Source organism: Accumulibacter sp. (genome assembly GCF_036625195.1).
Lineage (GTDB): Bacteria > Pseudomonadota > Gammaproteobacteria > Burkholderiales > Rhodocyclaceae > Accumulibacter.
Genome location: NZ_JAZKUG010000001.1, coordinates 1,000,048 through 1,026,440, shown reverse-complemented (window position 1 = coordinate 1,026,440; position 26,393 = coordinate 1,000,048). Strand labels below are relative to the sequence as shown.

The 26,393-nt window shown below is 65.4% G+C and carries 25 protein-coding genes; 13 read left to right on the top strand and 12 right to left on the bottom strand.

Annotated features, from left to right (window positions below; genetic code table 11):
* Positions 1–4: 4 nt before the first annotated feature.
* The 10 genes from murD (at position 5) to V5B60_RS04460 (ending at position 10,328) form a co-directional block, all read left to right on the top strand.
* On the top strand, positions 5–1,372 hold the full coding sequence (murD, locus tag V5B60_RS04505; RefSeq protein WP_332345836.1) for a UDP-N-acetylmuramoyl-L-alanine--D-glutamate ligase: 1,368 nt from the start codon (positions 5–7) through the stop codon (positions 1,370–1,372).
* Positions 1,372–2,532, top strand: coding sequence for a putative lipid II flippase FtsW (ftsW, locus tag V5B60_RS04500; protein WP_332345835.1), 1,161 nt, complete (start codon positions 1,372–1,374; stop codon positions 2,530–2,532). Before murD ends, ftsW begins: the two co-directional genes overlap by 1 nt.
* Entirely contained in the window at positions 2,529–3,584 is a 1,056-nt protein-coding gene (gene murG, locus V5B60_RS04495; protein ID WP_332345834.1) for an undecaprenyldiphospho-muramoylpentapeptide beta-N-acetylglucosaminyltransferase, read from the top strand. The genes ftsW and murG overlap by 4 nt, the downstream gene beginning before the upstream one ends.
* Complete coding sequence (gene murC / locus V5B60_RS04490) at positions 3,581–4,969, top strand: UDP-N-acetylmuramate--L-alanine ligase (protein ID WP_332345832.1); 1,389 nt, start codon at positions 3,581–3,583, stop codon at positions 4,967–4,969. Before murG ends, murC begins: the two co-directional genes overlap by 4 nt.
* A gap of 10 nt (positions 4,970–4,979) precedes the next feature.
* Positions 4,980–5,897 (top strand): D-alanine--D-alanine ligase, encoded by a 918-nt coding sequence (locus V5B60_RS04485; RefSeq protein WP_332345830.1) that lies wholly within the window; start codon positions 4,980–4,982, stop codon positions 5,895–5,897.
* Between the two features lie 3 nt (positions 5,898–5,900).
* Complete coding sequence (locus tag V5B60_RS04480; RefSeq protein WP_332345829.1) at positions 5,901–6,653, top strand: cell division protein FtsQ/DivIB; 753 nt, start codon at positions 5,901–5,903, stop codon at positions 6,651–6,653.
* Entirely contained in the window at positions 6,650–7,879 is a 1,230-nt protein-coding gene (ftsA, locus tag V5B60_RS04475) for a cell division protein FtsA (RefSeq protein WP_034936527.1), read from the top strand. The genes V5B60_RS04480 and ftsA overlap by 4 nt, the downstream gene beginning before the upstream one ends.
* Positions 7,880–7,944: 65 nt before the next feature.
* On the top strand, positions 7,945–9,111 hold the full coding sequence (ftsZ, locus tag V5B60_RS04470) for a cell division protein FtsZ (RefSeq protein WP_332345828.1): 1,167 nt from the start codon (positions 7,945–7,947) through the stop codon (positions 9,109–9,111).
* Between the two features lie 94 nt (positions 9,112–9,205).
* Positions 9,206–10,135, top strand: coding sequence for a UDP-3-O-acyl-N-acetylglucosamine deacetylase (gene lpxC, locus V5B60_RS04465; protein ID WP_332345827.1), 930 nt, complete (start codon positions 9,206–9,208; stop codon positions 10,133–10,135).
* Between the two features lie 4 nt (positions 10,136–10,139).
* The gene (locus V5B60_RS04460; protein WP_332345826.1) at positions 10,140–10,328 is read left to right on the top strand and encodes a hypothetical protein; all 189 of its coding nucleotides are present in this window, start codon (positions 10,140–10,142) and stop codon (positions 10,326–10,328) included.
* On the opposite strand, the gene V5B60_RS04455 is transcribed toward V5B60_RS04460, so the two are convergent.
* From V5B60_RS04455 to V5B60_RS04445, 3 genes are all read right to left on the bottom strand, one after another.
* A complete protein-coding gene (locus V5B60_RS04455; RefSeq protein ID WP_332345825.1) occupies positions 10,315–10,749 on the bottom strand; it encodes a DciA family protein in 435 nt (144 codons plus the stop codon). The two genes, V5B60_RS04460 and V5B60_RS04455, sit on opposite strands and share 14 nt — an antisense overlap.
* A gap of 88 nt (positions 10,750–10,837) precedes the next feature.
* Entirely contained in the window at positions 10,838–11,368 is a 531-nt protein-coding gene (locus tag V5B60_RS04450) for a dihydrofolate reductase (RefSeq protein WP_332345824.1), read from the bottom strand.
* Between the two features lie 9 nt (positions 11,369–11,377).
* A complete protein-coding gene (locus V5B60_RS04445) occupies positions 11,378–12,199 on the bottom strand; it encodes a thymidylate synthase (protein WP_332350417.1) in 822 nt (273 codons plus the stop codon).
* Positions 12,200–12,367: 168 nt separating this feature from the next.
* Here V5B60_RS04445 and V5B60_RS04440 point away from each other — a divergent pair, with 168 nt between their 5' ends.
* On the top strand, positions 12,368–13,900 hold the full coding sequence (locus tag V5B60_RS04440) for a hypothetical protein (RefSeq protein ID WP_332345823.1): 1,533 nt from the start codon (positions 12,368–12,370) through the stop codon (positions 13,898–13,900).
* On the opposite strand, the gene mog is transcribed toward V5B60_RS04440, so the two are convergent.
* Together mog and yjgA are read right to left on the bottom strand one after the other, a co-directional pair.
* Positions 13,882–14,511, bottom strand: a complete 630-nt coding sequence (gene mog / locus V5B60_RS04435) for a molybdopterin adenylyltransferase (protein WP_332345822.1) — start codon at positions 14,509–14,511, stop codon at positions 13,882–13,884. The genes V5B60_RS04440 and mog overlap by 19 nt on opposite strands.
* The gene (yjgA, locus tag V5B60_RS04430) at positions 14,498–15,055 is read right to left on the bottom strand and encodes a ribosome biogenesis factor YjgA (protein WP_332345821.1); all 558 of its coding nucleotides are present in this window, start codon (positions 15,053–15,055) and stop codon (positions 14,498–14,500) included. The genes mog and yjgA overlap by 14 nt, the downstream gene beginning before the upstream one ends.
* Positions 15,056–15,149: 94 nt before the next feature.
* Between yjgA and pmbA the strand changes: the two genes are divergently transcribed.
* Positions 15,150–16,523 (top strand): metalloprotease PmbA, encoded by a 1,374-nt coding sequence (gene pmbA / locus V5B60_RS04425; protein WP_332345820.1) that lies wholly within the window; start codon positions 15,150–15,152, stop codon positions 16,521–16,523.
* A gap of 122 nt (positions 16,524–16,645) precedes the next feature.
* Positions 16,646–17,725, top strand: coding sequence for a TRAP transporter substrate-binding protein (locus V5B60_RS04420; RefSeq protein ID WP_332345819.1), 1,080 nt, complete (start codon positions 16,646–16,648; stop codon positions 17,723–17,725).
* A 137-nt stretch (positions 17,726–17,862) separates the two neighbouring features.
* Here the strand turns inward: V5B60_RS04420 and V5B60_RS04415 are convergent, their stop codons facing one another.
* The 7 genes from V5B60_RS04415 to V5B60_RS04385 form a co-directional block, all read right to left on the bottom strand.
* The gene (locus V5B60_RS04415) at positions 17,863–19,362 is read right to left on the bottom strand and encodes a TRAP transporter large permease (RefSeq protein ID WP_332345817.1); all 1,500 of its coding nucleotides are present in this window, start codon (positions 19,360–19,362) and stop codon (positions 17,863–17,865) included.
* Complete coding sequence (locus V5B60_RS04410) at positions 19,362–19,949, bottom strand: TRAP transporter small permease subunit (protein ID WP_332345816.1); 588 nt, start codon at positions 19,947–19,949, stop codon at positions 19,362–19,364. Before V5B60_RS04410 ends, V5B60_RS04415 begins: the two co-directional genes overlap by 1 nt.
* A 310-nt stretch (positions 19,950–20,259) precedes the next feature.
* Complete coding sequence (locus V5B60_RS04405; RefSeq protein ID WP_295350326.1) at positions 20,260–20,730, bottom strand: V-type ATP synthase subunit K; 471 nt, start codon at positions 20,728–20,730, stop codon at positions 20,260–20,262.
* 76 nt (positions 20,731–20,806) lie between these two features.
* Entirely contained in the window at positions 20,807–22,567 is a 1,761-nt protein-coding gene (locus V5B60_RS04400; protein ID WP_332345815.1) for a V-type ATP synthase subunit I, read from the bottom strand.
* A gap of 160 nt (positions 22,568–22,727) precedes the next feature.
* The gene (locus V5B60_RS04395; protein WP_332345814.1) at positions 22,728–23,333 is read right to left on the bottom strand and encodes a V-type ATP synthase subunit D; all 606 of its coding nucleotides are present in this window, start codon (positions 23,331–23,333) and stop codon (positions 22,728–22,730) included.
* Positions 23,334–23,366: 33 nt separating this feature from the next.
* Positions 23,367–24,662, bottom strand: coding sequence for a V-type ATP synthase subunit B (locus V5B60_RS04390; RefSeq protein ID WP_332345813.1), 1,296 nt, complete (start codon positions 24,660–24,662; stop codon positions 23,367–23,369).
* Positions 24,655–26,388 carry a V-type ATP synthase subunit A gene (locus tag V5B60_RS04385; protein WP_332345812.1) on the bottom strand — a complete coding sequence of 578 codons (1,734 nt, stop codon included), beginning with the start codon at positions 26,386–26,388 and terminating at the stop codon, positions 24,655–24,657. Before V5B60_RS04385 ends, V5B60_RS04390 begins: the two co-directional genes overlap by 8 nt.
* Positions 26,389–26,393 lie beyond the last annotated feature (5 nt).

The following is a 26,393-nucleotide window of genomic DNA, read 5'->3' as shown; positions in this document are numbered from 1 at the left end:
GAACATGGAACTGCAGGGGAAATCGACACTCGTGGTCGGTCTTGGCGAAAGCGGTCTGGCGATGGTCAGGTGGCTGGTGCGCCAGGGCGTACGGCTTCGGGTGGCGGATACCCGTCAGCGACCGCCCCAGGTGGATCTGCTGCGCGCGATCGCGCCCGACGCACCGCTATTCGCCGGTCCGCTGCAGCGCGAAGCGCTCGCCGGTGTCGACCTCATCGCCCTGTCACCTGGCGTCCCGGTCGCCGAGCCGCTGATCGCCGAAGCGATGGCGCGCGGTGTGCCGGTGGTCTCGGAGATCGAGCTCTTTGCCTGCGCGCTACGCCAGTTGAGCCCTGCGGCACGGCTGATCGCGATCACCGGCAGCAACGGCAAGACCACCACCACCGCGCTCACCGGTGCCCTCTGCCGGGCTGCCGGGCGCGCCACGGCTGTCGCTGGCAACATCGGTCCGGCGGCGTTGACGGCGCTGCTCGCGGCCGTCGAGTGTGAACGCATGCCGGACACCTGGGTTCTCGAGCTGTCGAGTTTCCAGCTCGAGACGACGTACAGCCTCGACGCCGACGCCGCCACCGTCCTCAACCTCAGCGAGGATCACCTCGATCGTTACAGCGGCATGGCGAGCTACGCCGCGAGCAAGGCGCGCATCTTTCAGGGGCAGGGTGCGGTGGTGCTCAATCGCGACGATCCGTTGAGCCTGGCAGCCGCGCCGCCGGGCCGGGCGACGGTCACCTTCGGCTTCGGCCCGCCACCCCGGCCTGCCGACTATGGCCTCGAGGGGGGGGCGATCGTGCGCGGCAGTGAAAGGCTGATCGCCACCGTCGACCTGCGGCTGGCCGGCCGGCACAACGTCGCCAACGCGATGGCGGCTCTGGCCCTGTGCGAGGCGATCGGCATCGATCCGCGTCTGCCGTTGCCCGCGCTCGCCGCTTTCAGCGGCCTCGCCCATCGTCTTGAGTGGGTCGCCGAGATCAAGGGCGTCGCCTATTACGACGACTCCAAGGGGACCAACGTCGGTGCCACCCTGGCAGCCGTCGCCGGGCTCGGTCGCCCGGTGGTGATCATTCTCGGCGGCGACGGCAAGGGGCAGGATTTCAGCCCGCTGCGCGAAGCCCTCGCCCACCATGCACGCGCCGTGGCGCTGATTGGCCGTGATGCCGGAGCCATCGCCGCGGTCCTGCATGGATGCCCGCTGCCGCTGCGTCACTGCGCCGACATGAGCGAGGCCGTGCTCTGGTGCGCCGGCCAGGCGAAACCCGGCGATGCCGTGCTGCTGTCGCCGGCCTGCGCCAGTATGGACATGTACCGCGATTATGCCCACCGGGCGAGCGTCTTCGTAGACGCCGTGCGCAGCATCGAAAGGGAGGCTGCCTGATGTTGCGTACCCTGGATCGACCGCGTCGTCTGCCATCGGAGATCGATCTGGCGCTTCTCTGGAGCACGCTGGTCCTGCTCGTGATCGGCATGGTCATGGTCTACTCGGCGTCGATGGCGACCGCCGAGGCGGCCCGCCAGACCGGCAACCAGTCGAGCTACTTCCTGATCCGCCACGGCGTCTTCCTGATCCTGGCACTGGTCGCCGGCGGCATGGCTTTCCAGGTGCCGATGACGACCTGGCAGCGTTGGTCGCCGTGGCTCTTCGTCATCGGTTTCGTGATGCTGGCGCTGGTGCTGGTTCCCGGCATCGGTCGCGAAGTCAACGGTGCGCGCCGCTGGCTGTCACTCGGGTTGGTCAACCTGCAACCTTCCGAGCTGATGAAGCTGTTCGCGGTACTCTATGCCGCCGACTACACGGCGCGCAAGATGCCCTACATGCACGACCTGAAGAAGGCCTTTCTGCCCCTGGCGAGCGCCATGGTCGCGGTCGGCGTGCTGTTGCTGAAGGAGCCGGATTTCGGCGCCTTCGTCGTCATCATTTCGATCGCCATGGCGATCCTCTTCCTCGGCGGCATGCGGGCGCGTCTCTTCGTCATCCTGATCGTCGTCCTCGCGGTTGCCTTTGCTGCCCTGATCATCGTCTCTCCCTATCGCCGTGACCGCATCTTTGGCTTCATGGACCCGTGGGCCGATGCCTTCGGTCGCGGTTACCAGCTGTCACACGCGCTGATCGCCTTCGGTCGTGGCGAACTCTTCGGCGTTGGGCTCGGTGCGAGCGTCGAGAAGCTGTTCTACCTGCCCGAGGCACATACCGACTTCCTGCTTGCGGTGATCGCCGAAGAGCTTGGTTTCGTCGGCGTACTGGTCGTCATCCTGCTCTTCAGTCTGTTGATCCAGCGCGCCTTCGCCATCGGCCGGCAGGCGGTGGCGCTCGAGCGCTACTACTCGGCGCTGGTGGCGCAAGGAGTCGGCGTCTGGCTCGGTGTGCAGGCCTTCATCAACATGGGCGTCAACATGGGTGTGCTGCCGACCAAGGGTCTCACCCTGCCGCTGATGAGTTTCGGTGGCTCGGGCATCCTGGCCAATTGCGTGGCACTCGCCGTGCTCCTGCGGATTGATTGGGAGAATCGTCAGCTGATGCGTGGGGCGAAGCTGTGAGAACCTTGCTGGTCATGGCTGGCGGCACCGGTGGCCATGTCTTCCCCGGTTTGGCGGTGGCCGACCTGCTGCGCCAGCGCGACTGGCGTGTTGTCTGGATGGGCTCTCCGGACGGCATGGAAGCCAGGCTGGTGCCGGCGCGCGGCTACGAGATGGCCTGGGTCCGCTTCGCGGCGTTGCGTGGCAAGGGCCTGTTGCGCAAACTGCTCCTGCCCTTCCATCTGCTCGCCGCCTGCTGCCAGGCGCGGCGCGAGATCCGCCGCCTGCGACCGGACGTAGTCCTCGGTCTTGGTGGCTACGTCAGCTTCCCCGGCGGCCTGATGGCGGCGTTGTTCGGCTGGCCGCTGATCATTCATGAGCAGAACTCGATCGCCGGCCTGGCCAACCGGGTCCTTGCCCGCTGGGCGCAGCGGGTTGCCTGTGGCTTTCCGGAAGCGTTGCCGCGTGGTGTCTGGGTTGGCAACCCCCTGCGTCCGGAAGTGAGTTCCTTGCCCGCGCCGGCGGAGCGTCTCGCCGGGCGGGCCGAGGCGCTGCGCTGGCTGGTGCTCGGCGGCAGCCAGGGGGCAGCGGCGCTCAATGACGTCGTGCCGCGCGGGCTTGCCATGCTCGCTGCCGGCGAGCGACCGCAGGTGGTCCATCAGGCCGGCGAGCGGCATCTCGAGAAGCTGCGCCAGAACTACGAGGCCGCCGGTGTGCAGGCGCAGTGTGTGGCCTTCATCGAGGACATGGCGGCTGCGTACGAATGGGCCGACCTGGTGATCTGCCGCGCCGGAGCGCTCACCGTCGCCGAGCTCGCGGCGGTTGGTGTTGCCAGCGTCCTGGTACCGTTTCCGCATGCAGTGGACGATCATCAGACACGCAACGCCCGCTTCCTTTCGGCAGCCGGTGCCGCCCTTCTGCTGCCGCAGGGTGACCTGAGCCCCGCGGCGATCGCCGAGCTGCAGGAGTTGACTCGGGCGCAGCTGCAGTCGATGGCCGAGAAGGCGCGTGCACTGGCCAAGCCGGGAGCGACCGCCGCCCTGGCGAAAATGTGTGAGGAGCTTGTCGAGTGAAGCACAAGGTCAAGAGCATTCATTTCGTCGGTATCGGTGGTGCCGGCATGAGCGGCATCGCGGAGGTCCTGGCCAATCTCGGCTTCACGGTCAGCGGTTCCGATCTTGCCGACAGCTCGACGACCCGTCGCCTGGCCGAGCTCGGAATCCGCACGGTCATCGGTCACGCCGCCGAAAACGTCAGCATGGCCGACGCGGTGGTGATTTCATCGGCGGTCCGCTTCGACAATCCGGAGGTCATCGCTGCGCGGGCACGCAAGGTGCCGGTCGTGCCGCGGGCACAGATGCTCGCCGAGCTGATGCGCCTGAAGCAGGGAATCGCCGTCGCCGGCACCCATGGCAAGACCACGACGACCAGTCTGGTGGCTTCGATCCTCGCCGCCGGTGGCATGGATCCGACCTTCGTCATCGGCGGTCGGCTGAACGCGGCCGGCGCCAATGCCCGCCTCGGGTCCGGTGACTTCCTCGTCGCCGAAGCCGACGAATCCGACGCCTCCTTCCTCCTGCTGTCGCCGGTCCTGTCGATCGTCACCAACATCGACGGTGACCACATGGAAACCTATGGCCACGACTTCAGCCGGCTGAAGCAGGCCTTCGTCGACTTCATCCAGCGTCTGCCGTTCTACGGCGTGGCGGTCCTCTGCGCCGACGACGCGAACGTGCGCGAGGTCATGCCGCTGGTCAGCAAGCAGATCGTCACCTATGGTCTCGATCCGGCGGCCAACGTCCACGCCGAGAACGTTGTCGCGGTCGCTGGCCAGATGCATTTCGACTGTGTGCGCGTCAATGGCAGCGTCAGCCGCTTGCCGATAAGGCTCAATCTGCCCGGTCACCACAACGTCCTCAACGCGCTGGCCGCGATCGCCGTCGCCAGCGAACTCGGCGTCGACGATGCCGCGATCGCCACGGCGTTGGCCGAATTCCGTGGCGTCGGCCGTCGTTTCCAGCGCTACGGTGAGCTGTCGCTGCCGCACGGGGGCTCGGTCACGTTGATCGACGACTATGGCCATCACCCGGTCGAGATGCGGGCGACGCTTGCCGCCGCCCGCGGTGCCTTTCCCGGGCGTCGCCTGCTGCTCGCCTTCCAGCCACACCGCTACACGCGCACACGCGACTGCTTCGATGATTTCGTCAAGGTACTCAGCGGGGTCGACGCGCTGGTACTCGGCGAAGTCTACGCTGCCGGCGAGCAGCCGATCGTTGCTGCCGATGGCCGTGCGCTTGCCCGCGCGCTGCGTGTCGTCGGCAAGGTCGAGCCGGTTTTCGTCGAGAACATTGCCGATCTGCCGCAGGCGATCCGCGATGCCGCACGCGATGGTGACGTGGTGATGACGATGGGCGCCGGATCGATCGGCACGATCCCCGGCAAGCTGCTGGCCGCTTAGGGAGAGCGCGATGAGCCGCACGGAATTCGGCAAGGTTGCAGTGCTCTTTGGTGGCCGCTCGGCCGAGCGTGACGTCTCGCTCAACAGTGGTGCGCGGGTTCTCGCAGCCCTGCTGCGTCAGGGAGTCGACGCCCAGGCGTTCGACCCGGCGACACGCCGCCTCGACGAGCTTGCCGCCTTCGACCGTGCCTTCATTGCCCTGCATGGCAGGCATGGCGAAGACGGAACCATCCAGGGCGCGCTCGAACTGATGGGCGTCCCTTACACCGGCAGTGGCGTGATGGCTTCGGCGCTGGGTATGGACAAGTGGCGCAGCAAGCTGCTGTGGCAGGCGGCAGGCCTGCCCATTCCGGAGTATCTGGTTCTCGAAGCAGGTGGAGACTTCACGCGCGTCGCGGCGGAACTGGGACTGCCCCTGTTCGTCAAGCCGGCTTGCGAAGGCTCTTCGATCGGCATCAGCAAGGTCACGCACAGCAGCGAACTGGCCGCCGCGCACGCGGCAGCCGCTCGCCACGATCCGCTGGTGCTCGCCGAACGGGCCATCCTCGGCGGCGAGTACACGGCGGCGATCCTCGGTGACCAGGCGTTGCCCATCATCAAGATCGAGCCCGGCACCGATTTCTACGACTACGAGGCCAAGTACCTGCGTGATGACACGGTCTATCGCTGTCCCTGTGGGTTGCCCGAGGAGCGCGAGCACGAGTTGCGGGCACTGGCCCTGGAGGCCTTTCGCGTCCTCGGCGGTCGCGGCTGGGGGCGGGTGGACTTCCTGATGGACGAAGCCTGCGGTGGTCGGGCCTACCTGCTCGAAGTGAACACCTCGCCGGGAATGACCGACCACTCGCTGGTGCCGATGGCGGCTCGCGCCGCCGGCATCGGTTACGACGAGCTGGTGGTCCGCGTCCTGGCGCTGGCCACCCTGGGATGAACGATGTGGCACAAACCACACCTGCTGAAGGCAATCGCCGATCTGCTCCTTCTCGCCGCTGGCGCAGCCTTCGTGGCGGCTGCGCTCGTCTGGGGCTCGGCGCGCCTGCGCCTGTTCCCGCTCGGCGAAGTGCAGGTGCTGGGCGAGCTGCGGGTCGTGCAGCGACACGAGCTGGAGGAAGCTTTGGCCGGCTTGTTGGGTGGCAACTTTTTCACCGTCGATCTCGAGGCGCTGCGGCGGGCAATCGAGGATCTGCCGTGGGTGCGCCGCGCCGAATTGTGGCGCCGCTGGCCATCGCGCATCGAAGTGCGCATCGAGGAGCAGAAGGCTGCAGCGCATTGGGGAGACGGGAATGGCGAGCTGGTCAACATTTTCGGCGAGGTTTTTGCTGCCTCACTTCCCGACGAGCAGCGGCTGCCCAGGCTCAGTGGACCGAGCGGCTCCTCACGCGAAGTCCTGCGTCGCCATGGGGAGTTCGTCGAGCTGCTCAAACCGGCGAGCCTGCGGCCAGCGCAACTGAGCCTGTCGCCGCGCCTGGCCTGGGCGGTGAAGCTGGAGGACGGCATGCTGGTTGAACTGGGACGCGAGCAGGCGAAGGCACCGATCCGCACGCGCCTGCAACGATTCGTCGAGTACTACCCGACCATGCCGGACGCCCGCCACGGGCGGCCGGTCGCGGTAGACATGCGGTATCCGAATGGTTTCGCACTCCGCTTCGCGGCCAGTGCGGTTCAAGAGGTCAAAGGAAAGAGATGAGCAGGGATAGCAAGGATCTGATCGTTGGACTCGACATCGGTACGTCGAAGATTGTTGCGCTGGTGGCCGAGCTCACTCCCGAGGGGCGGCTCAACGTCATCGGCATGGGCTCACAGGAGTCGAGGGGGCTCAAGAAGGGGGTCGTCGTCAATATCGAGGAGACGGTTGCGACGATCTCGCGCGTCCTCCAGGAAGTCGAGCTGATGGCCGACTGCAAGGTGCGCGATGTCTACACCGGGATTGCCGGCAGCCACATCCGCAGCTTCAACTCGAACGGGATGGTGGCCATCAAGGACAAGGAAGTCACACCGATGGACGTCGAACGGGTCATCGAGACGGCGCGCGCGATGCCGATCCCGGCCGACCAGGAGATACTCCACATCCTGACGCAGGAGTTCATCATCGACGACCAGGACGGCATACGCGAGCCGATCGGCATGAGCGGCTTCCGCCTCGAAGTCAAGGTGCACATCGTCACCGGAGCCGTTTCCGCCGCCCAGAACATCGTCAAGTGCGTGCGCCGCTGTGGCCTCGAAGTCAATGACCTGGTCCTGCAACCCCTGGCGTCGAGTTGCGCGGTCCTTTCCGATGACGAGAAGGATCTCGGCATCTGCCTGATCGACATCGGTGGCGGCACGACCGATCTCGCGGTGTGGACGCAGGGGGCGATCCGCCACACCTCGGTGATCCCGATTGCCGGTGACCAGGTGACCAACGACATCGCCATGGCGCTGCGCACGCCGACACGAGAGGCGGAGGACATCAAGCGCAAGTACGGTTGTGCGCTGGCGCATCTCGCGGATCCCGAGGACGTCCTTGATGTCGCCGGGGTCGACGACCGTCCCTCGCGCAAGCTGTCGCGTCGGGCGCTGGCCGATGTCATCCAGCCGCGCGTCGAGGAACTCTACGAACTGATCCAGGCGGAACTGCGGCGCTCGGGTTTCGAGGATGTCCTGTCATCGGGAATCGTCCTCACCGGAGGCGCCTCGGTGATGCCCGGGATGATCGAACTCGGCGAAGAGATCTTCCACATGCCGGTGCGCCTGGGCGTGCCGAAGTATCAGGGGGCGCTTGCCGATGTGGTTCAGAGCCCGCGGTTCGCGACTGCCTGTGGCTTGCTGCTCGAGGCCCACACGCAGCGCAAGCGCGGTCTCAAGGTGCGCGAGACGCGCGATGTGAAGCAGGTTTTCGGTCGCATGAAGTCGTGGTTCGAAAAGAACTTCTAAGCCTGTCAGCGATGACGAGAGGCGTTTCTTGGGTTTGGTGAAATTTTTTTGCAGAGGAGGCGACAATGTTTGAAATCATCGAGAAGGAACAGAGCGAGCGCGATACCGTGATCAAGGTGATCGGCATCGGTGGCGCCGGCGGCAACGCCGTCGATCACATGATCCGCGAGGGCGTGAACGGCGTGGACTTCATTACCGCCAATACCGATTCGCAGGCGCTTGGCCGCAGCATTGCCCTGCAGAAGCTGCAGCTTGGCAAGACCGGCCTGGGCGCCGGCGCCAAGCCGGAAGCCGGCAAGAGCGCGGCGATTGAGGAGCGCGAGGCGATCGCCGCTTCGCTGCAGGGTGCGCACATGGTGTTCATCACCGCCGGCATGGGCGGAGGCACGGGTACCGGTGCCGCGCCGATCGTCGCCGAGGTGGCGCGCGAACTTGGCGTGCTGACCGTTGCCGTCGTCACCAAGCCTTTCGCTTTCGAGGGCAAGCGGCTGAAAGTCGCCGAGGTAGGGATTTCCGAGCTGCAGAAGCACGTCGATTCGCTCATCGTCATCCTCAACGACCGTCTGATGGACGTCCTTGGTGAGGACGTCTCGATGGATGAAGCCTTCCGCGCGGCCGACAACGTGCTGCGCAACGCCGTCGGCGGCATTGCCGAGATCATCAACTTCCCCGGGTTGGTCAACGTCGACTTCGAGGATGTGCGGACGGTGATGGGCGAGATGGGCATGGCGATGATGGGCTCGGCGAACGCAGCCGGTGTCGACCGCGCGCGGATCGCTGCCGAGCGCGCGGTTTCGTCGCCCCTGCTTGAAGGGGTGAACCTCTCCGGTGCCAAGGGCGTGCTGGTCAACATCACGGCCTCCCGCTCGCTGAAGATGAAGGAAGTCAACGAAGTGATGAACACCGTCCGCGCGTTCGCCGCAGACGATGCGCACATCATCTTCGGCGCCGTCTACGATGAGCAGATGGCTGAGGAGATCCGTGTCACCGTGGTGGCTACGGGCCTCGGCCAGGCGCAGGCCAAGCAGCGCCCCTTCGAGGTGATCCGCAACGTCGACCGTCAGGCGACCGGAACCGACGGACCGTTTGGCGGCGGCGCCATCGATTACTCCTCTCTGGACCAGGTCCCGGCGATCGTCCGCAAGGGACGCAGCGCGACAGTCGAAGCGCTGGCCAACAGCGGCGTCGACCGTTACGACATCCCCGCCTTCCTGCGCAAGCAGGCCGACTGAACGCGATCTCCATGCCTCCTCTGCGGGAATCGGCGTCTGTCCGGGCCGCCCGGCCTGTGCTAGAATCAGCCGATTCCCTCCTTTTTTCAGACACATGTTGAAGCAGCGAACGCTCAAGGCTGTCGTCAGCGCGGCTGGCGTCGGCCTCCATTCCGGCGTCAAGGTGAACATGAGCCTGCGTCCGGCGGCGCCGGGAACCGGCATCGTCTTTCGCCGGATCGATCTCGATCCGCCTGTCGACCTGCCGGCATCGGCATTGCTCGTCACGGACACCCGCATGTGCTCGTGCGTCGAGCGCGATGGCGCCAAGGTCGGGACGATCGAACACCTCATGTCCGCCTTCGCCGGACTCGGGGTCGACAACGCCTTCGTCGACGTCGATGCCGCCGAACTGCCGATCCTCGACGGTTCTGCTTCGCCCTTCGTCTTCCTCATCCAGTCGGTTGGCATCGAGGAACAGCCGGCGGCCAAGCGATTCATTCGCATCAAGACGCCCGTCGAGGTGCGCGAGGACGATCCGGCCGGCGCGAAGTGGGCCCGGCTCGATCCTCACGACGGCTTTCGGCTGTCTTTCTCGATCGGCTTCAACCACCCGGCGATCGATCGCACGGGGCAGCACGTGACGATTGATTTTGCCGACCATTCCTATGTGCGCGAAGTGGCGCGGGCGCGGACCTTCGGTTTCATGCAGGAGGTCGAGTGGCTGCACGAGAACGGTCTGGCGCAGGGCGGTGGGCTCGACAACGCCGTCGTCCTCGACGAGTATCGCGTGCTCAACGCCGACGGCTTGCGTTACGACGACGAGTTCGTCAAGCACAAGGTGCTCGACGCGATCGGTGACCTGTACCTGCTTGGCCACCCGTTGCTGGCCGCCTTCAGCGCGCACAAGTCGGGACACGCCCTGAACAACCTGCTGGCGCGCAGGCTGTTGGCCAGCCCCGAGGCGTGGGAGTTCGTCAGCTTCGAGAACGGTGACCTGGCGCCGCAGGCCGTGGCCCGCTGGCTGGAATCGCCGGCTTTCTGAGCGGATGTGGCTGCTCCGCCTGCTCGCCGTCCTGACGGTGCTGGCAGTGGCCGCGGGGGCCGTGCTCTTCGTCTTCACCCGCGACAGGCGCTATCTGACTTTCTCCTGGCGGCTCTTTCGCTACTCGTTGCTCGTCGCGCTGCTGGTCTTTGCGCTGATGATCATCGAGCGGGTCGCCGTCATTCCTGTCTAGCCGACCGCGCCAGCAGGCGCTCGACGGCCTGGCGCAGCGGCGACGCGGGGAGTGACTCGCGCAGGGCAGTCAGGCGCTCGCGACTGCCGGCGGTGAGCGGCCTGGATTGCGGCGTTGCCGTCGGGATGCGCGTCAGCGGCGCATGGACCCGGATCTGCAGGCCGCGACAGTCGATGCCCCGTCGCGTGACTTCGTCTGCCAGCGTTGGCGCGAGCTGTCGCAGTTTCGCCGCGACAGCCCCGTTGTGCGCGTGTATGACCAGGATGCCCGACTTGAAATTCGCCAGGTTGCTCGCCTGCACGAGGTGCGCCGGCGCGACACGCCGGAAGACGTCGTCCAGCCGGCGCAACAGTTGCGCGTGCGCCAGGACCTTTGCCGCGCCATCTGGTGCGCCGAGAAAGCGGTGCAGGGTTTCGGCCATCTGCCGCGGCCCTCACGAAGGACGATGGCCGCATGCTATCCGCTTGCCGAGCCCTTGGCAATCAGCTCTGCCAACCACCAATCCCCGGTCAAGAGGCCGCTGGTACCGAGAGCTGCCGCTGCGCCCGTTCGTAGATGACGAAGTCGAAATCGGGCACGGTGCCACCCTTGCTGCCCGGCGAAGAACCGACGCGGCGTGAAACCTCCCGCCATTGCCCTGCCGGCAGTTCGGGAAAGAATGCGTCGCCGCTGGCTTCGGCGGCGACCTCGGTCAGGTACAGACGGTCCGCCAGCGGCAGCGTCTGACGATACATCTCGGCACCGCCGATGACGAACACCTCGCCGGCGGCACCGGCGATCTGCAGCGCTTCCTCGATCGAGCTTGCGCGGCTGGCGCCGGGCGGCCGGTAGCCCGGATTCCGGCTGACGACGATGTTGTGCCTGCCGGGCAGTGGACGAAAGGCATCCGGCAGCGATTCCCAGGTCTTCCGGCCCATGATCACCGGTTTGCCGCCGGTCGTCGCGCGGAAATGGCGCAGGTCTTCGGGCAGGCGCCAGAGCAACTGCTGGTCCCTGCCGATCGCCCGGTTTCGTGCCACGACGGCGATCAACGAGATCATCGCCGGCACCTAGACGGCAACCGCCCCCGCAATGTGCGGATGCGGATCGTAGCCCGCGAGCTCGAAATCCTCGAAGCGGAAGGCGAACAGGTCTCCGACTGCCGGGTTCAGCCGAATCCGCGGCAGGCCGCGTGGTTCACGGGTCAGCTGCAGCCGCGCCTGATCGAAATGGTTGCTGTAAAGGTGGGCATCGCCAAAGGTGTGCACGAATTCGCCCGCACGGTAGCCGCAGACCTGTGCCAGCATCAGTGTCAGGAGGGCGTAGGAGGCGATGTTGAAGGGAACGCCAAGAAAGATGTCGGCGCTGCGCTGGTACAACTGGCAGGACAATCGGGATCGTTGGTCCCGGTCGTCGGCCGGCGCGGGTGCGACGTACAGCTGAAACAGGGCGTGGCAGGGCGGCAGCGCCATGCGCTCGACGTCGCCCGGGTTCCACGCCGTAACCAGATGGCGGCGTGAGTCGGGATGGTGCCTGAGTCCATCGACCAGTTGCGCCATCTGGTCGATCTGTCTGCCGTCTGCCGTCTGCCAATGACGCCATTGATGGCCGTACACCGGCCCGAGATCACCGTTCGCGTCGGCCCATTCGTCCCAGATACGGACCCCGTTGTCCCGCAGGTAGCGGATGTTCGTCTCCCCGCGCAGAAACCACAACAGCTCATGCACGATCGAGCGCAGATGAAGCCGTTTTGTCGTCAGCAAGGGGAAGCCGTCGTCGAGCGCGAAGCGCATCTGCCAGCCGAACACCGACCGCGTACCGGTGCCCGTACGGTCCCCCTTCGCGCAGCCCTTGTCCAGCACGTGCTGCATCAGGTCCAGATACTGCCTCATCCCTTGCCCCAGCCGATGTCCCGTGCCCAATTGTAAGCCATGCTGGGGTGACGGCCTGCCCCAAGCCCCAGTAATGTTGCCGACCGACATGGCTGCGACCTCGCTCCTGCTCGCATGCATTACAATTGCTCTTCCAACTTGGCGACCCGTGACGAGGCCGGCTCACCGATGATTCTCAACCTGTTCCCGCAGCGTCCCGACCATCCGCTGGCTGATGGCAAGGAGTTGAAGCGGATCGTCGCCGAGCTGTTGGTCGCCCGGCCCGCCAACGCCGTCGAGGAGGTGACGACCTGGTTCGAGTCGCTCAAGCATGCCCGCAACTTCCGCGTCGATCGCTACTTCGATGTCCTGCGCCAGCTCGATGAGGCCGCCCAGCCGCATCTGCGTCGTCTGGGGCGGGACTACGTGCAGTCGCCACACCTCTCTCCGGCCGAGCGAGGCCGCATCTGGACGCGCTGCCACGTTTTCTGCGTCGAAGTCGCAGCGAGTTACGCGCTGTGTCTGTCGCGCGCACGGCTGGAACCGCGCAGCAAGGGCAGCGATGCACTCAAGGCGTCACTTCCCCTGATCGAGGCGCGCCTGCTCGCGGCGCGTCGCTGTCAGCTGAAGTGGCTCGCGTTCCGCTACGCCGCCGCCGGTGCGGAAGTCTGGCAGGCGCTGGGCGCGAGCTATCTGGCAGCCGAGCAAGGTGGCTACGCGCAGAAGTCGCTGCAGCTCTATCCGGCACAGCACGGTCTGACCAGCGCCCAGCAGCAGTACATCCATGCCCTGGTCTTCTGCTCGTCGTCGATGGACGGCCTGTTGCCGGAGCAGATCGAGCTTGCCGACCGCCTGATCGCCCACTTCCTCTCCTCTTTCGTCCTCTTGCCGACGCCGCGTGCGGACAGTGTCTATTGGATCGACGCCGCCACTGGCGAGCCGCCCACCCGACTGGGCCGGCGACCGGGCATGATCCGCCCCAGCCTGCGCTATCTCTCCCCCGTGCCGGCATTGGCTGGACTCAACGAGTTGATCCATCGCCTGGAACATGGTGAGTTGCCGACGGACCTCAATCTCGGCGGCGAGTACCCGCCGAAGACGGTCCTCGCCGTGATGCGCCACCTGCGACCCTACTGGGCGCTGCAGCCACCGCAGCGGCAGCACCGACGGCACGCCATCAGGACGCAGATGACGGTGTTCGAGGGCTTCGAGCAGTGCTACATGGTCTTCGCCGGGGCCACCCTGCAGCTGCAGGAGGATCCGGCGCGGCAACAATGGCTGGTCGACGACATCAGCCTCGGTGGTTTCCGCGCGCTGCTCGACCGCTCGTCCGAGGGCCGCGTGCGCCTGGGAGCCCTGCTCTGCATGCGGGCCGAAGGGAGCGACAACTGGCTTCTCGGTGTCGTCAGGCGGCTGGGCTCATTGCCTGATGGTGCCGCCACCGTCGGCGTGCAGGTGCTGTCGAGGCGGGCAAGAAGCGTCGACCTGCGGCCGCGGCGCAGCGGCTTCGCCGCCGCCGTGGCCATCCCCGGCATCCATCTTGGCGATGAACATGGCGTTGCCGACGTGCTGCGCGTCCTCCTGCCGCTTGGCGGCTTCCAGGTTCGCGACAACCTCGACCTCAGCCTCGATGGCCGCCCCAGTGTGCTGGTGCCGCTGGAGGTCGAGGAGAGCGGCGGTGATTTCGAGATCGCCCGCTTCCGTCAGGAGCCTGCCGGCTGAGAAGCCGCGGCGCCATCGCCGGGCTGCGACCGCGCCGCCGATTTTGGCCGAAAGGCCTTGACGACCTCCTGTCGCGTCTCGATGCGAGGACCGCCAAGGAGGTCGATGCAGTAGGGAATGGCAGCGAAGATGCCGTTGACCTGGACGCTGCCATCTGCTGCCCGGAGTCCCTCGAGCGTCTCGCGGATGGCTTTCGGTTGTCCGGGCAGGTTGACGATCAGGGCCTGACGACGAATCACCGCCACCTGGCGCGACAGGATCGCCGTCGGCACGAAGTGCAGGCTGATGCGCCGCATCTCCTCGCCAAAGCCCGGCATCAGCCTGTCGGCCACGGCCAGCGTCGCCTCTGGAGTCAGGTCACGGGCGGCCGGTCCCGTGCCGCCGGTGGTCAGGACGAGATGACAGCCGAGTTGGTCGACGAGGTCGATCAGCGTCTGCTCGATCGTCGCGCGATCATCGGCAATCAGGCGCGTTTCGCTTCGCCAGGCGCTGCTGATCGCAAGCCGCAACCACTCTTCGAGCGCTGGCAGCCCCTGATCCGGATAGACCCCCTGTGCGGCGCGATCGCTGATCGACACCAGGCCGACCAGCAACTGTTCATTCCCGCTCATCGTCCGCCCCCCCCTCTGCCGTTGCCGTTTTCCCATCGATCTCGCGCAGCAGCCGGAACAGCGCACGATGGCTGCGTGGCGGTCTGCCCTGCTCCTGCTCGGCGAGGGCTGCCCGCCGCAGCGAGCGCAACTGCTGCAGGTCGACCGACGGCGAGCGGCTGGCGATCGTGAACAGAAGCCTCTCATCGGCGAGCAGCTCGCTGCGCAGGCGCTCGATCCGGTGCAGCGTCGCCGTCTCGTCGGCGGAGTCGCCGCGCACTGCCGCGAGGACGGCACGAATCGGCTGTGGGTCGACGGCCCGCATCAGGCGGCCAATGTACTGCACCTGGCGGCGGCGCGCGTCGTCGTGACGCGCCATGCCGCGTGCCTGCGCGACGGCCAGCCGCAGATCCTCGGGCAGTTCGACCTGGCGCAGGCGGTCAGCGGGCAGTGCGACGAGCTCCTCGCCCAGTTCCTGCAGTTCCAGCATCGCGCGCTTGCGCCTCGTCTTCGACTCCGGTTGCGGATCTTCGTGTCTGTCTGCGGTTGTGCTATGGCTGCTCATCGTCACCGGGCGTTGGTTGTGGTCGACCGCCGGCTGGCCGGGCGGCTGCCACCGGAACTGCTATGATAGCGGCTTTCGTCCCACGGCAGACCTCATGTCCCGTCCACACGCGCCCGCCAGCAGCGAATCACGTTTCAGCCACAGCCTCGATACGTTGCGCGAACTGGCGAGCGACGTCCTCGCGCACGCCGGCCGGCAGGGAGCGAGCGCTTGCGAGGTCGATGTGTCGACCGGCTTTGGGCAGTCGGTGACGGTGCGCTGCGGTGAGGTGGAGACCATCGAGTACAACCGCGACAAAGGCGTCTCCGTTTCGGTCTACCTCGGCCAGCGCAAGGGGCATGCCAACACCTCCGACTTCTCGCCCAAGGCGGTTCGTGAAACCGTCGAGGCGGCGCTGAACATCGCCCGCTTCACCGCCGAGGACCCCTGCGCCGGTCTCGCCGATGCCGCGCTGCTGGCGACCGATGCCGACCGCCAGCCGGACCTCGACCTCTATCATCCGTGGATGCTTTCGGTCGATGATGCCGTCGCGATCGCTCGTCGCTGTGAGCAGGCCGCCTTCGCCGTCAGCCCCGAGATCAGCAATTCCGAGGGCGCCACGGTTTCGCTCCAGGAGGGGCAGTTCGTTGCCGCCAACAGCCTCGGTTTCATCGCCGGCTACCCGAGTTCGCGCCACTACCTGTCCTGCTCATTGATTGCCGGGACGAACGATGGCATGCAGCGCGACGACTGGTATGAGGTCGCACGCGACCCGCTGGCGCTTGCTTCAGCCGAGGCGATCGGCGAGCGCGCGGCGCAACGCACTCTGTCGCGTCTCGGAGCACGCAAGATCCGGACCTGCAAGGTGCCGGTCCTGTTCGAGGCACCCCTGGCGGCATCGCTGATCGGCAACTTCGTGCACGCCGCGAGCGGCGGCAGCCTCTATCGCCGCACCTCGTTCCTCATCGACAGCCTGGGCAAGCGTGTCTTCTCGCGCAGGCTGCACATCAGCGAGCGGCCACACCTGCCACGTGCGCTTGCCAGCAGCCCTTTCGACAACGATGGCGTCGCCACCCGTGACCGTGAAGTCGTCGAAGGCGGACGCCTGCAGGGCTATTTCCTCAGCGCCTACAGTGCCCGCAAGCTGGGAATGCAGACCACCGGCAATGCTGGTGGCTGTCACAACCTGATCGTCCGCCCGGGCAAACGCGATCTGCCGGGGCTGCTGCGCAAGATGGGGCGCGGATTGCTGGTTACCGAGCTGCTTGGCCAGGGCGTCAACTACGTGACCGGGGACTATTCGCGCGGTGCTGCCGGCTACTGGGTGGATGGTGGTGTCATTGCGCACCCGGTGGAAGGGATCACCATCGCCGGCAACCTGCGCGACATGTTCCGGAACATCGCGGCGGTGGGCACGGACGTCGTCGTTCGCGGCTCGAAGCGGGTCGGCTCGATCCTGATCGAGCAGATGAAGGTGGCGGGTGACTGATCTGCCACGCCGATCAAGGCATTGCCGCTGCCTGCAGCAGCAATGCCTTGCTGCAAGCGCGGCTGCTTTGGCTATAATCGCCGTGCAATTCCCTGACAACAATGCTGAGAGGAGACCAAGTCGTGGAAAGACGTTCGTTCTTGAAGAATGCCGGTGCCGGCCTGGCCGCCGGCACCATGGCCATGCCGGCGATCGCCCAGAATGCGCCGACGATCAAGTGGCGGTTGGCCTCGAGCTTCCCGAAGAGCCTCGACACCATCTATGGTGGTGCCGAAGTCATGGCCAAGCGGGTTGCCGAAGCGACTGGCGGCAAGTTCCAGATCCAGGTTTTCGCCGGCGGCGAGATCGTTCCCGGTCCGGCCGTCTTCGATGCGGTCAAGGACGGCACCGTCGAAATGGGGCATACCGTCTCTTATTACTTCTTCGGCAAGGACCCGACCTACGCGCTGGAGACTGCGGTTCCCTTCGGCATGACCAATCGCATGATGGACGCCTGGATGCGCCACGGCAACGGCGGCAAGCTGCTTGGCGAGTTCTTCGCCAAGTCGAACATCATGACCATTCCCTGCGGCAACACGACGACCCAGATGGGCGGCTGGTATCGCAAGGAAATCAAGACCGTGGCTGACCTCAACGGGCTGAAGATCCGCATCGGCGGCTTCGCCGGCGCAGTCCTCAGCAAGCTCGGTGCCGTACCGCAGCAGATCCCGGGTGGCGACATCTATCCGGCGCTCGAGAAGGGGACGATCGACGCGGCCGAGTGGATCGGCCCGTACGATGACCAGAAACTCGGCTTCAACAAGGTCGCCAAGTTCTACTACTACCCGGGATGGTGGGAGGGTGGTCCGCAGGTGACGGCCTATGTCGGCCTGAAGAAGTGGGCCGAGTTGCCGAAGGAATACCAGACCATCCTGCAGATCGCCTGCGCCGACGCGCACGTGGACATGGTCGCCAAGTACGACGCCAGGAACCCGACGGCGCTCAAGCAGCTCGTCGGCTCGGGAACGGTGTTGAAGCAGTTCCCGAAGGAAGTCATGGACGCCTGCTACAAGGCCGCGATGGAGCTCTACGCCGAGACATCGGCAAAGAATGCCGAATTCAAGAAGGTGTACGACGACTACAAGAAGTTCATGGACGATCAGATCCTCTGGATGCGGGTCGCCGAGGGCTCGTACACCAACTACATTTTCAGCAAGCGCTAGGAGTCTTTCGCGCGCCGCGGTCGTTGCTTGCCCGCTGCGCGCAGACCGACCGCACAGGAAGGGGAGCGGGGCTGTCGCCCGGCTCCCCTTTTCTTGGTGCTGGTGGGTGAGCGCTGCGCTTGCCGGTCGACGCTGGACTACTTCGCCTGATCCTGCTTCATCGCATCTCGGATTGCCTTGCTGGCGGCATCCTCCGCACCGGGAGCCGGGTCCTTCGGCGCTTCGAGCCCGGGCGGGGTGGCCGGTGCACCGTAGTCAGAGGTTGGCACTTCGATCTGCACCGAATCGAGATCGACCTTGGCGTCCTGGTCGAGGCCGAAGGTCACCAGTTGCGGGAAGAAGATCAGGATGCTGACCATGATGATCTGGATGCAGACGAAGGGGATTGCCCCCCAGTAGATATCGGTCGTCTTGACCGCGGCCGGCGCCACCGAACGCAGGTAGAAGAGTGCGAAGCCGAAGGGCGGGTGCATGAACGAAGTCTGCATGTTCACCGCCAGCAGCACGCCGAACCAGATCAGGTCGATTCCCAGCGCCTGCGCCACCGGCCCGAGCAGCGGCACGACGATGAACGAGAGCTCGAAGAAGTCGAGGAAGAAGGCGAGCAGGAAGACGAGCACGTTGACCACGATCAGGAAACCGACTTCGCCGCCGGGCAGCCCGGTCAGCAGGTGTTCGACCCAGCGGTGGCCATCGACGCCATAGAAGGTCAGCGAGAACACGCGTGCGCCGACGAGGATGAAGACGACGAAGGTCGTCAGCTTGGCGGTCGTTTCCATCGCCTGCCGCAGCAGGCTCCAGCTCAGGCGCCGGCGCGCGAGTGCCAGGATCAGGGCGCCCGTCGCTCCCATCGCGCCGCCTTCGGTCGGCGTGGCGATGCCGAGGAAGATCGTTCCGAGGACGAGAAAGATCAGGAACAGCGGCGGCAGCAGCGTCGTGACCGCGCGCATCAGCAACCGGGCGCCGTGCAGTGTGCGCGCCTCGGCGGGGAGCGCCGGTGCCCAGCGCGGCTTGAAGATGGCGACCAGGATGACGTAACCGACGTAGAAGGCGGTCAGCGTCAGGCCCGGCAGGAAGGCGCCCTTGTACATGTCGCCGACCGACTTGCCGAGCTGGTCGGCCATGATGATCAGCACCAGCGACGGCGGGATGATCTGTGCCAGTGTTCCGGAGGCGGCGATGACGCCGGTCGCCAGCCTGGTGTCGTAGCCGTAGCGCAGCATGATCGGCAGCGAGATCAGCCCCATCGAGATCACTGAAGCGGCGACGACGCCGGTCGTCGCCGCCAGCAGCGCGCCGACGAAGATCACCGCGAAGGCGAGGCCACCCCGCAGTGGCCCAAAAAGCTGGCCGATGGTGTCCAGCAGGTCCTCGGCCATTCCCGAGCGCTCGAGGATCAGTCCCATGAAGGTGAAGAAGGGGATCGCCAGCAGCGTGTCGTTGTTCATGATGCCGAAGATGCGATCCGGCAGCGCCTGGAACAGCTGCGGTCCGAGCAGCCCGAGCTCGATGCCGATCAGGCCGAAGACGATGCCGTTGGCCGCCAGGGCAAAAGCGACCGGGAAACCGACGAGGAGGAAGACGACCATCGAGGCAAAGATGATCGGCGCCATGTTGGCGATCAGGAAGTCGGTCATCAAATCTCTCCCTTCTGCGCCTTGATCGCCAGTGCCAGTTCCTCTTCGGGTGTCGGCTTGTGCCCCTTCTCGGTGGTGTCGGGGCAGAGACCCTGCAGGAAGCCGACGCGCTTGATGAGTTCCGAGATTCCCTGCAGGACCAGCAGGAAGAAGCCGATCGGCACCAGTAGGCGCACCGGCCACACGGTCAGGCCGCCGGCGTTGCTCGACTGCTCGTTGCTGTGCAGCGCGAGGAGGAAGATCGGCCACGACATGTACATGATGGCGATCGCCATCGGCAGCAGGAAGAAGATGATGCCGAAGATGTCGATCCAGGCCTGGCCGCGGCGGCTCAGCCGGCCGGCGATCAGGTCGATGCGCACATGCTCGTTGCGCAGCAGCGTGTAGCCGGCGCCGAGCAGGAAGATCGCCGAGAACAGGTACCACTGGATTTCGAGGAAGGCGTTCGAGCTGTAGTTCCAGATGTAGCGCATGATCGCGTTGCCGGCGGCGATCAGCGTGACGATCAGGACGAGCCAGATCAAGGCCTTGCCGACGCGCTCGGTGAGCCCGTCGATCAGCTGCGAGAGTTTGAGCAAACCATTCACGCGACATCCCTCCATGGACGACAGAACATGCTTCTCCTCCTCGACCCGATTGCCTGCGCTTCGCCTCGTAACGGGCGAATCATCGGGCCATGCCGTCAGACACGAACTCGCTGTCACGGAAGCCGTAAGCAGCGTCAGCGATTATGGCACATCTGCGATGCGTGGGAGAGCGCTTTGACGCCTCCCACGCAATCCTCGGTCGGATGGTCAAACCGATTAATAATCAGCAAGATGAGCCATTTCGGCGATGCCCCGGCGACTTTCCGCCGGTACGCGCTGCCTCTGCTCGCGACGATTTCGTCGCAATCCGTCAGGCGCCGCCGGCAAGACGGAACGCGGGCGGAATGAACACGAGAACCAGGATGGCCAGCGTTTCGATGATGCCCAGGGTCATCAGGTAGTTGCCGAAGCCCTTGCCGGTTTCAGCCATGGCATCGGCCGCCGCGGCGCCGATTACTCCCTGGTACCAGGCGGAGACACCCATGCCGAGACCACCGAAGATCCCGGCGCCAAGCATGCCGCCCCAGTTGATCGCCTGATGTGCAGCCAGCGAGGCATCGAGTGCGGTATTGATCCAGCCCATCAGAATCATGCCGTAGATCGTCTGCGACATCGGCGCCCCGATGAAGGCGAAGAGCACGAAAGGAGCTGCCTTGTCCTGCGCATAGCACTTCTTCCAGGCGCCGACAGCGGCCGGCCCGGCCGCGCCGACGCCCAGGGAGGAACCGGCTGCAGCCAAGCCGACGGCTGCAGCCGCTCCCAGACGCCCGAGGCTGACCATCACATCTGTATCCAACTCAATCTCCTTTCTGTCAGGTGTTTGCCAATCGTGGTCGCGAACGACCGCAACGTGCCGTTCAAGCGGACGTTGCCCGCATGCGCTGCCACGGTCGGTAGGGAAAACCGCTCCACTGCAGCCCGAGATGACTGGCGAATTCGAGCGTATTCAGGCGGATGCCGTGAACCATCACGCCCATCACCGCGAGGACGATGTTCACCGTGTGCGCGACGAACAACAGCAGCGCAGCGAGCAGCCCGCTCAGCCAGCCGTCGAACATCGGTGCGAGCATGATGTTGAAGGTGGATGCGATGGCAAAGCTGGCGGTGCCGACGGCGTAGAGCCGGATGTACGAAATCACGTCCACGAAGCTGCCGACCAGGTTCAGTGGCAGCATGACGTGGTTGAACCATTCGTCCCTGAGGTTCCGGCGCGGTGTCATGAAAAGCACGATGAGCACGACGCCCGCGCCGAACACCCAGGTCATGATCGATGGAAACGGCAGGTTGAGTACCACCGAACGGGCGCTGAAGAACATGAACCAGACGACACACAGCCAGCCGACCTGGGCCAGCGCCTGCGGGCTGCGGATCAGGTTGGCGATGTTCCACACGTGCGCGATCGAGAGGTGGATCGCGGCAATCCAGAAGCACAGGTCCTTGACGTGCTCCTCGTCGCCCAGCCAGCTCACTTTCAGGGCAGCGAGTGGTGCCGGCAGGTCTGGAATCCCGAAGTAGGTCCCGGTCAACACGCCCCAGACGATCGTCGCGACGCTGGTGATCTTGAGCAGGGTGAAGGGATGGGTCGGACTCGCGGGGAACTTGCGCTGCGCCCAAAGCGTCAGCCCGAGGAAGATTGCCCCGTAGCCGGCGTCGCCCACCAGCATGGCGAAGAACAGGCTGAAAAAAAGCAGGAACCACAGACTGACGTCGATCTCTCGATAGCCGGGAAGGATGCCGATCAGCTCGAAGACCGCCTCGATCGGCTGCAGCCAGCGTGGGTTGCGGATCAACGTCGGCACCAGGTCGCTTTCTGCCGGTTCGTCGATGACCAGCCCCCAGCCGTTCTTGCGTGCAGCGTCGCGCAGGCGAGAGACGTCGTCGCTGGGGCAAAAGCCCTGCAGGTAGACCACTCCGTCCATGGCACGGCCCATGCCGGCGCGGATCTCGGTCATCTGGACCATCTCCTCCGCCTCGGCTCGCGCGCGCGCCAGCGCCGAACGATCCCCGGCGAAGCCCGCAATTTCGTCGGCGATCCTGGCCTGGGTCGCTTCCAGTTCGCCGATCCGGCTCTTGACATCGGCCAGCGACATCGCCGGAGGGCGCAGTTCCTGGGCGGCAATCTCGGGCGTTTCGCCGACCGTGACGATGACGAACGATACAGCGGCGCGGGTGCGCGACGTTTCGAGACACAGCGCGGCCGCCGGCACTACCGGAAGACTGTCCGCAGCCGCCTGGAACAGGCGGATGAACACGCCCTTCTCGGCCAGAGCGGCGAGATCCCGCGGAGAGAAGTCACCGAACGGCGACACGCGCGCGCACTCCTGACGCAGAAGTTCGAGTTCCTCGGCCGTCTCCCGGCGAAGCCGAAGGAGCCGCGACAGCTCGTCGACGACTTCGCCGGGGCTCTTTCCCGACGGCTGTGCGCGTGGCAGGTTGGGCAGGATTTCGGCGGCGCGCCTGATGTGTTCGAGACGCCGTCGCGCGCTCTCGATGTCTTCGTGTTCGACGACCCGCTCCAGTACCGGGTGCAGCACGCCTAGCTGCCGCAGCGACAGCAGGCCCGCTTCGCGGCCGGCGGCGCGGCAGAGGACGATGACCTTGTGCATCGGGACGATCATGGACTCGCACCTTTTCTTCGGGGTTGCGGGCAGGTCGCAAGGACCATGGACCGGTCGCCGAAACCCCTCTGCGCGCCCTGGTCGCGTCCGGCGTGCGCGCAGTGAACGGTTCCGTCGGCCGGCATGGACGAGCAAACTGGATGGGCGGCCATGTGCTTCGTCAGGTGGCCGTCAACTGCTCGGTGGCCTTCGCCTTGGCCATCTTCGAGCGTGCCACGCCGGCGGTCATCTGGTCGCCGAGGAAGATTCGAATGACCCGAATGTGCTCCCTGGCCTCGGGTATCTTGACCTTTTCGAAAAGATTCACGCGCTGGCTGGTAGTGCGCAACTCAACAGCCAGCCGGCGCAACTGCTCTTGCAGTACCTGCAGTTCCAGGCGCCGCTGGATGCGCCGCTGCAGCATCTCGAGTGCGTCGTCCAGCCAGGCCGGTGTGGTAAACAGGTCGGGGATCTGGCGGGAAAAATCTACGCCAGCAAGTACGGGGATGGCCACCCCGGCGATGTTTCCCTGGCCGAGGCGGATGTCGCGCACGCTCAACCAGTCTTGCCATTCCACCGGTTCGGCGAACAGGCGAACCCACTTCGCAAGCTCCGCACGGTCCTGCTGCTCCGCAGCACGCGCCACCTCGAGCGTGGCTTCGAGCTGGCGAACCTCCAACTGCAGTTGCTGCTTCTTCAACTGCAGGGTTGGCAGGTAGCGCTCGAAGCGCTTCAGCGCTTCCCGCTGCGCCTTCAGCTCGTTCTTGGTGTGCTTGATGTTTGCCATCGGTGGCGGTCAGCGTCCTTGCCTTGTGGGATGTCAGCGGGCGGGCCAGAACTGGTCAGTCAGTCTCGACGCGATTCCCGTCTCCGCCGGCTCGAAAGTGTCGGCAAGGATCTGCCAGCAGAGGTCCAGGGCCTGTTCGAGCGGGATGTTCACCTTGAGGTCCATCAGCTCGTTCTCGAAGCGCTGGCCGTAGGCGAGCAGCTTGTTGTCCCAGGCACTCATGCGAAAGCCCATTGACTGCTTCTCGAGCGTCTCCATGTAGGAGGCGTAGAGCTGGATCATGGTGTTCATGATCGTGCGGTGGTCGGCGCGCGTCTGGTCATTGACCAGTTGCTTCAGTCGGCTCAGCGAACCGAAGGGCTCGATGCGGCCGTTGCGCAGATAGAACTGTCCTTCCGTGATGTAACCGGTATTGTCCGGCACCGGGTGCGTGACGTCGTCCCCCGGCATCGTGGTCACCGCCAGGATGGTGATCGAGCCGGCAGCATCGAAGTCGACCGCTTTTTCGTAACGGGCGGCGAGCTGCGAGTAGAGGTCGCCGGGGTAGCCGCGATTCGAAGGGATTTGCTCCATCGTGATGGCGACCTCCTTCATTGCATCGGCGAAGTTGGTCATGTCGGTCAGCAGGACGAGGACGCGCTGCTTCTGCAGCGCGAAATGCTCGGCCACGGCCAGTGCGATGTCCGGTACCAGAAGACATTCCACCACTGGGTCGGAGGCGGTGTGGATGAAGAGAACGGCGCGCGAGAGCGCGCCGTTCTCTTCGAGCAGATCGCGGAAGAACAGGTAGTCGTCGTGCTTCAGTCCCATGCCGCCGAGGATGATCACGTCCACCTCGGCCTGCATGGCGATCCTCGCCAGCAGGTGGTTGTACGGCTCGCCGGCGACGGAGAAGATGGGAAGCTTCTGCGATTCCACCAGGGTGTTGAAGACATCGATCATCGGGATGCCCGTGCGTACCATGCGCCGCGGGATGATTCGCCGCGCCGGGTTGACCGATGGCCCGCCAATGTCGATGAGGTTCTTGCTGATCTCCGGACCATCGTCTCGCGGTTGTCCGCTGCCGTTGAACACCCGCCCAAGCAGGGAGCGTGAGAAGGGCACCTGCATCGTCCGTCCGAGAAAGCGGATCTCGGCATCGGTGGCGATGCCGCGACCCCCCGCGAAGACCTGCAGATCGACGCTGCCGCCCTGCAGGCGAATCACCTGCGCCAGCGAGCTGCCATGGCGTGAGCTGACTTGGGCCAGTTCGCGGTAGCCGACGCCGGTTGCCCGGACGGTGATGACGTTGCCGGCAATCCGATCGATGCCTTGATACACCTTATGCATCCTGTGACACCTCCGCGAGCATCTGTTCGAGCTGCCGCTCGATCTGCAGGAAGTCTGCGTCGTCCTGGTTCACCCGGTTCCAGTCCTTGGTCGTCTGCGTCAGGCGCTGGAAAAAGCGGCGCGCGCTGTCCTTGTCGTTGAAGCTCATCCGGCTACCCAGCAGACGGTGGATGCGCTCGAAGACGTAGCGCTGGCGTTCGGCGCTGCTCGCTCCATCCACCTCGTGGTAGGCGTCCTGCTGCAGGTACGCGGCGTCGATGTACTCGCTCTTGAGGAAGACGACGAAGTCATCGACTGAAGTGCCTTCCTCGCCAACCACTTTCATCATCTGCTTCACCTCGTTGCCGTTGTGCAGGATGCGGCGGGCGAGACTCACCTGTTCGGCAGCAACCACCCCGGGGTACTGGCTCCAGCTATCGAGCGGATCGATGGCCGGGAAGCGCCTCTGGTCCGAACGCTCCCGGGAAAGACCGTGAAAGGCGCCGACGACCTTGAGCGTGCTCTGGGTGACGGGTTCTTCGAAGTTGCCACCGGCCGGACTGACCGTGCCGCCGATGGTGACCGAGCCCAGGCTGCCGTCCTTCAACCGGACGATCCCGCCGCGCTCATAGAAGGCGGCGATCACCGACTCGAGGTAGGCGGGGAAAGCCTCTTCGCCGGGGATTTCCTCTAGCCGACCCGACATCTCGCGCAGGGCCTGCGCCCAGCGCGAGGTCGAATCGGCCAGCAGGAGTACGTTCAGGCCCATCTGGCGGTAATACTCGGCGATCGTGACGGCGGTATAGACCGATGCTTCGCGCGCTGCAACCGGCATCGAACTCGTGTTGCAGATGATCAGCGTCCGATCCATCAGGCTCTTGCCCGTTCGCGGGTCGGTCAGCTGCGGGAACTCGCGCAGCGTCTCGACGACCTCGCCGGCCCTCTCGCCGCACGCCGCGACGATGACGATGTCCACATCCGCGTAGCGGCTGGTGATCTGCTGCAGCACCGTCTTGCCTGCGCCGAAGGGCCCAGGTATGCAGTAGGTGCCGCCGCGTGCCACGGGATAGAAGGTATCGACAATGCGCACCTTGGTCACCAGTGGCTCGCCCGGACGCAGTCGCTCGCTGTAGGCGCGGATGGGCATCTTCACTGGCCAGCGCTGCACCAGCGTCACCTCGACCACCGCATCGTCGGCGCCGCGCAATGTGGCGATCGGGTGGCTGACCGTATAGTCTCCGGGCGCGGCGATCCGCTCGACCGTATACGCTCCGCGGAGTCTGAAGGGGACCATGATGCGGTGCTGAAAGATGCCCTCGGGGACGCTGCCGAGCGTCTCGCCGGCCGTGACGCGGTCGCCGGGTGCGGCCGTCGGCGTGAAGGCCCAGAGGCGGTCGCGCGGCAAGGCATCGAGATAGACTCCTCGCTGCAGGAAGAACCCGCAATGCTCTGCCAGCTGTGGCAGCGGGTTCTGCAGACCGTCGAAGACCTGTGTCAGGAGGCCGGGACCGAGTTCGACAGCCAGCATCTCCCCGGTGAACTTGACCCGGTCACCCTCCTTGAGTCCTGTGGTGTCCTCGAATACCTGCAGGTCCGCGTAGGAACCGCGGATGCGGATCACCTCGGCCTTCAGTCGTCGGTCAGCCATCACCGCGTAGGCGACTTCATTCTGTACCACCGCCTGGGTGAACTCCACGGTCAACAGATTACCGTTGATGCCAATGATCGTTCCGCTGTTTTCACTCATGGTCT

Excerpts from the sequence above, each read along its gene's own strand:
- mog (WP_332345822.1), bottom strand. The coding sequence starts at position 14,511 with ATGAGCGGGAATGAACAGTTGCTGGTCGGCCTGGTGTCGATCAGCGAT.
- V5B60_RS04440 (WP_332345823.1), top strand. The coding sequence starts at position 12,368 with ATGATTCTCAACCTGTTCCCGCAGCGTCCCGACCATCCGCTGGCTGAT.
- V5B60_RS04390 (WP_332345813.1), bottom strand. The coding sequence starts at position 24,662 with ATGCATAAGGTGTATCAAGGCATCGATCGGATTGCCGGCAACGTCATC.
- V5B60_RS04460 (WP_332345826.1), top strand. The coding sequence starts at position 10,140 with ATGTGGCTGCTCCGCCTGCTCGCCGTCCTGACGGTGCTGGCAGTGGCC.
- ftsA (WP_034936527.1), top strand. The coding sequence starts at position 6,650 with ATGAGCAGGGATAGCAAGGATCTGATCGTTGGACTCGACATCGGTACG.
- pmbA (WP_332345820.1), top strand. The coding sequence starts at position 15,150 with ATGTCCCGTCCACACGCGCCCGCCAGCAGCGAATCACGTTTCAGCCAC.
- V5B60_RS04455 (WP_332345825.1), bottom strand. The coding sequence starts at position 10,749 with ATGGCCGAAACCCTGCACCGCTTTCTCGGCGCACCAGATGGCGCGGCA.
- V5B60_RS04385 (WP_332345812.1), bottom strand. The coding sequence starts at position 26,388 with ATGAGTGAAAACAGCGGAACGATCATTGGCATCAACGGTAATCTGTTG.
- V5B60_RS04450 (WP_332345824.1), bottom strand. The coding sequence starts at position 11,368 with ATGATCTCGTTGATCGCCGTCGTGGCACGAAACCGGGCGATCGGCAGG.
- V5B60_RS04405 (WP_295350326.1), bottom strand. The coding sequence starts at position 20,730 with ATGGTCAGCCTCGGGCGTCTGGGAGCGGCTGCAGCCGTCGGCTTGGCT.
- V5B60_RS04480 (WP_332345829.1), top strand. The coding sequence starts at position 5,901 with ATGTGGCACAAACCACACCTGCTGAAGGCAATCGCCGATCTGCTCCTT.
- lpxC (WP_332345827.1), top strand. The coding sequence starts at position 9,206 with ATGTTGAAGCAGCGAACGCTCAAGGCTGTCGTCAGCGCGGCTGGCGTC.
- yjgA (WP_332345821.1), bottom strand. The coding sequence starts at position 15,055 with ATGAGCAGCCATAGCACAACCGCAGACAGACACGAAGATCCGCAACCG.
- V5B60_RS04485 (WP_332345830.1), top strand. The coding sequence starts at position 4,980 with ATGAGCCGCACGGAATTCGGCAAGGTTGCAGTGCTCTTTGGTGGCCGC.
- ftsZ (WP_332345828.1), top strand. The coding sequence starts at position 7,945 with ATGTTTGAAATCATCGAGAAGGAACAGAGCGAGCGCGATACCGTGATC.
- ftsW (WP_332345835.1), top strand. The coding sequence starts at position 1,372 with ATGTTGCGTACCCTGGATCGACCGCGTCGTCTGCCATCGGAGATCGAT.
- V5B60_RS04400 (WP_332345815.1), bottom strand. The coding sequence starts at position 22,567 with ATGATCGTCCCGATGCACAAGGTCATCGTCCTCTGCCGCGCCGCCGGC.
- V5B60_RS04415 (WP_332345817.1), bottom strand. The coding sequence starts at position 19,362 with ATGACCGACTTCCTGATCGCCAACATGGCGCCGATCATCTTTGCCTCG.
- murD (WP_332345836.1), top strand. The coding sequence starts at position 5 with ATGGAACTGCAGGGGAAATCGACACTCGTGGTCGGTCTTGGCGAAAGC.
- V5B60_RS04395 (WP_332345814.1), bottom strand. The coding sequence starts at position 23,333 with ATGGCAAACATCAAGCACACCAAGAACGAGCTGAAGGCGCAGCGGGAA.
- V5B60_RS04445 (WP_332350417.1), bottom strand. The coding sequence starts at position 12,199 with ATGAGGCAGTATCTGGACCTGATGCAGCACGTGCTGGACAAGGGCTGC.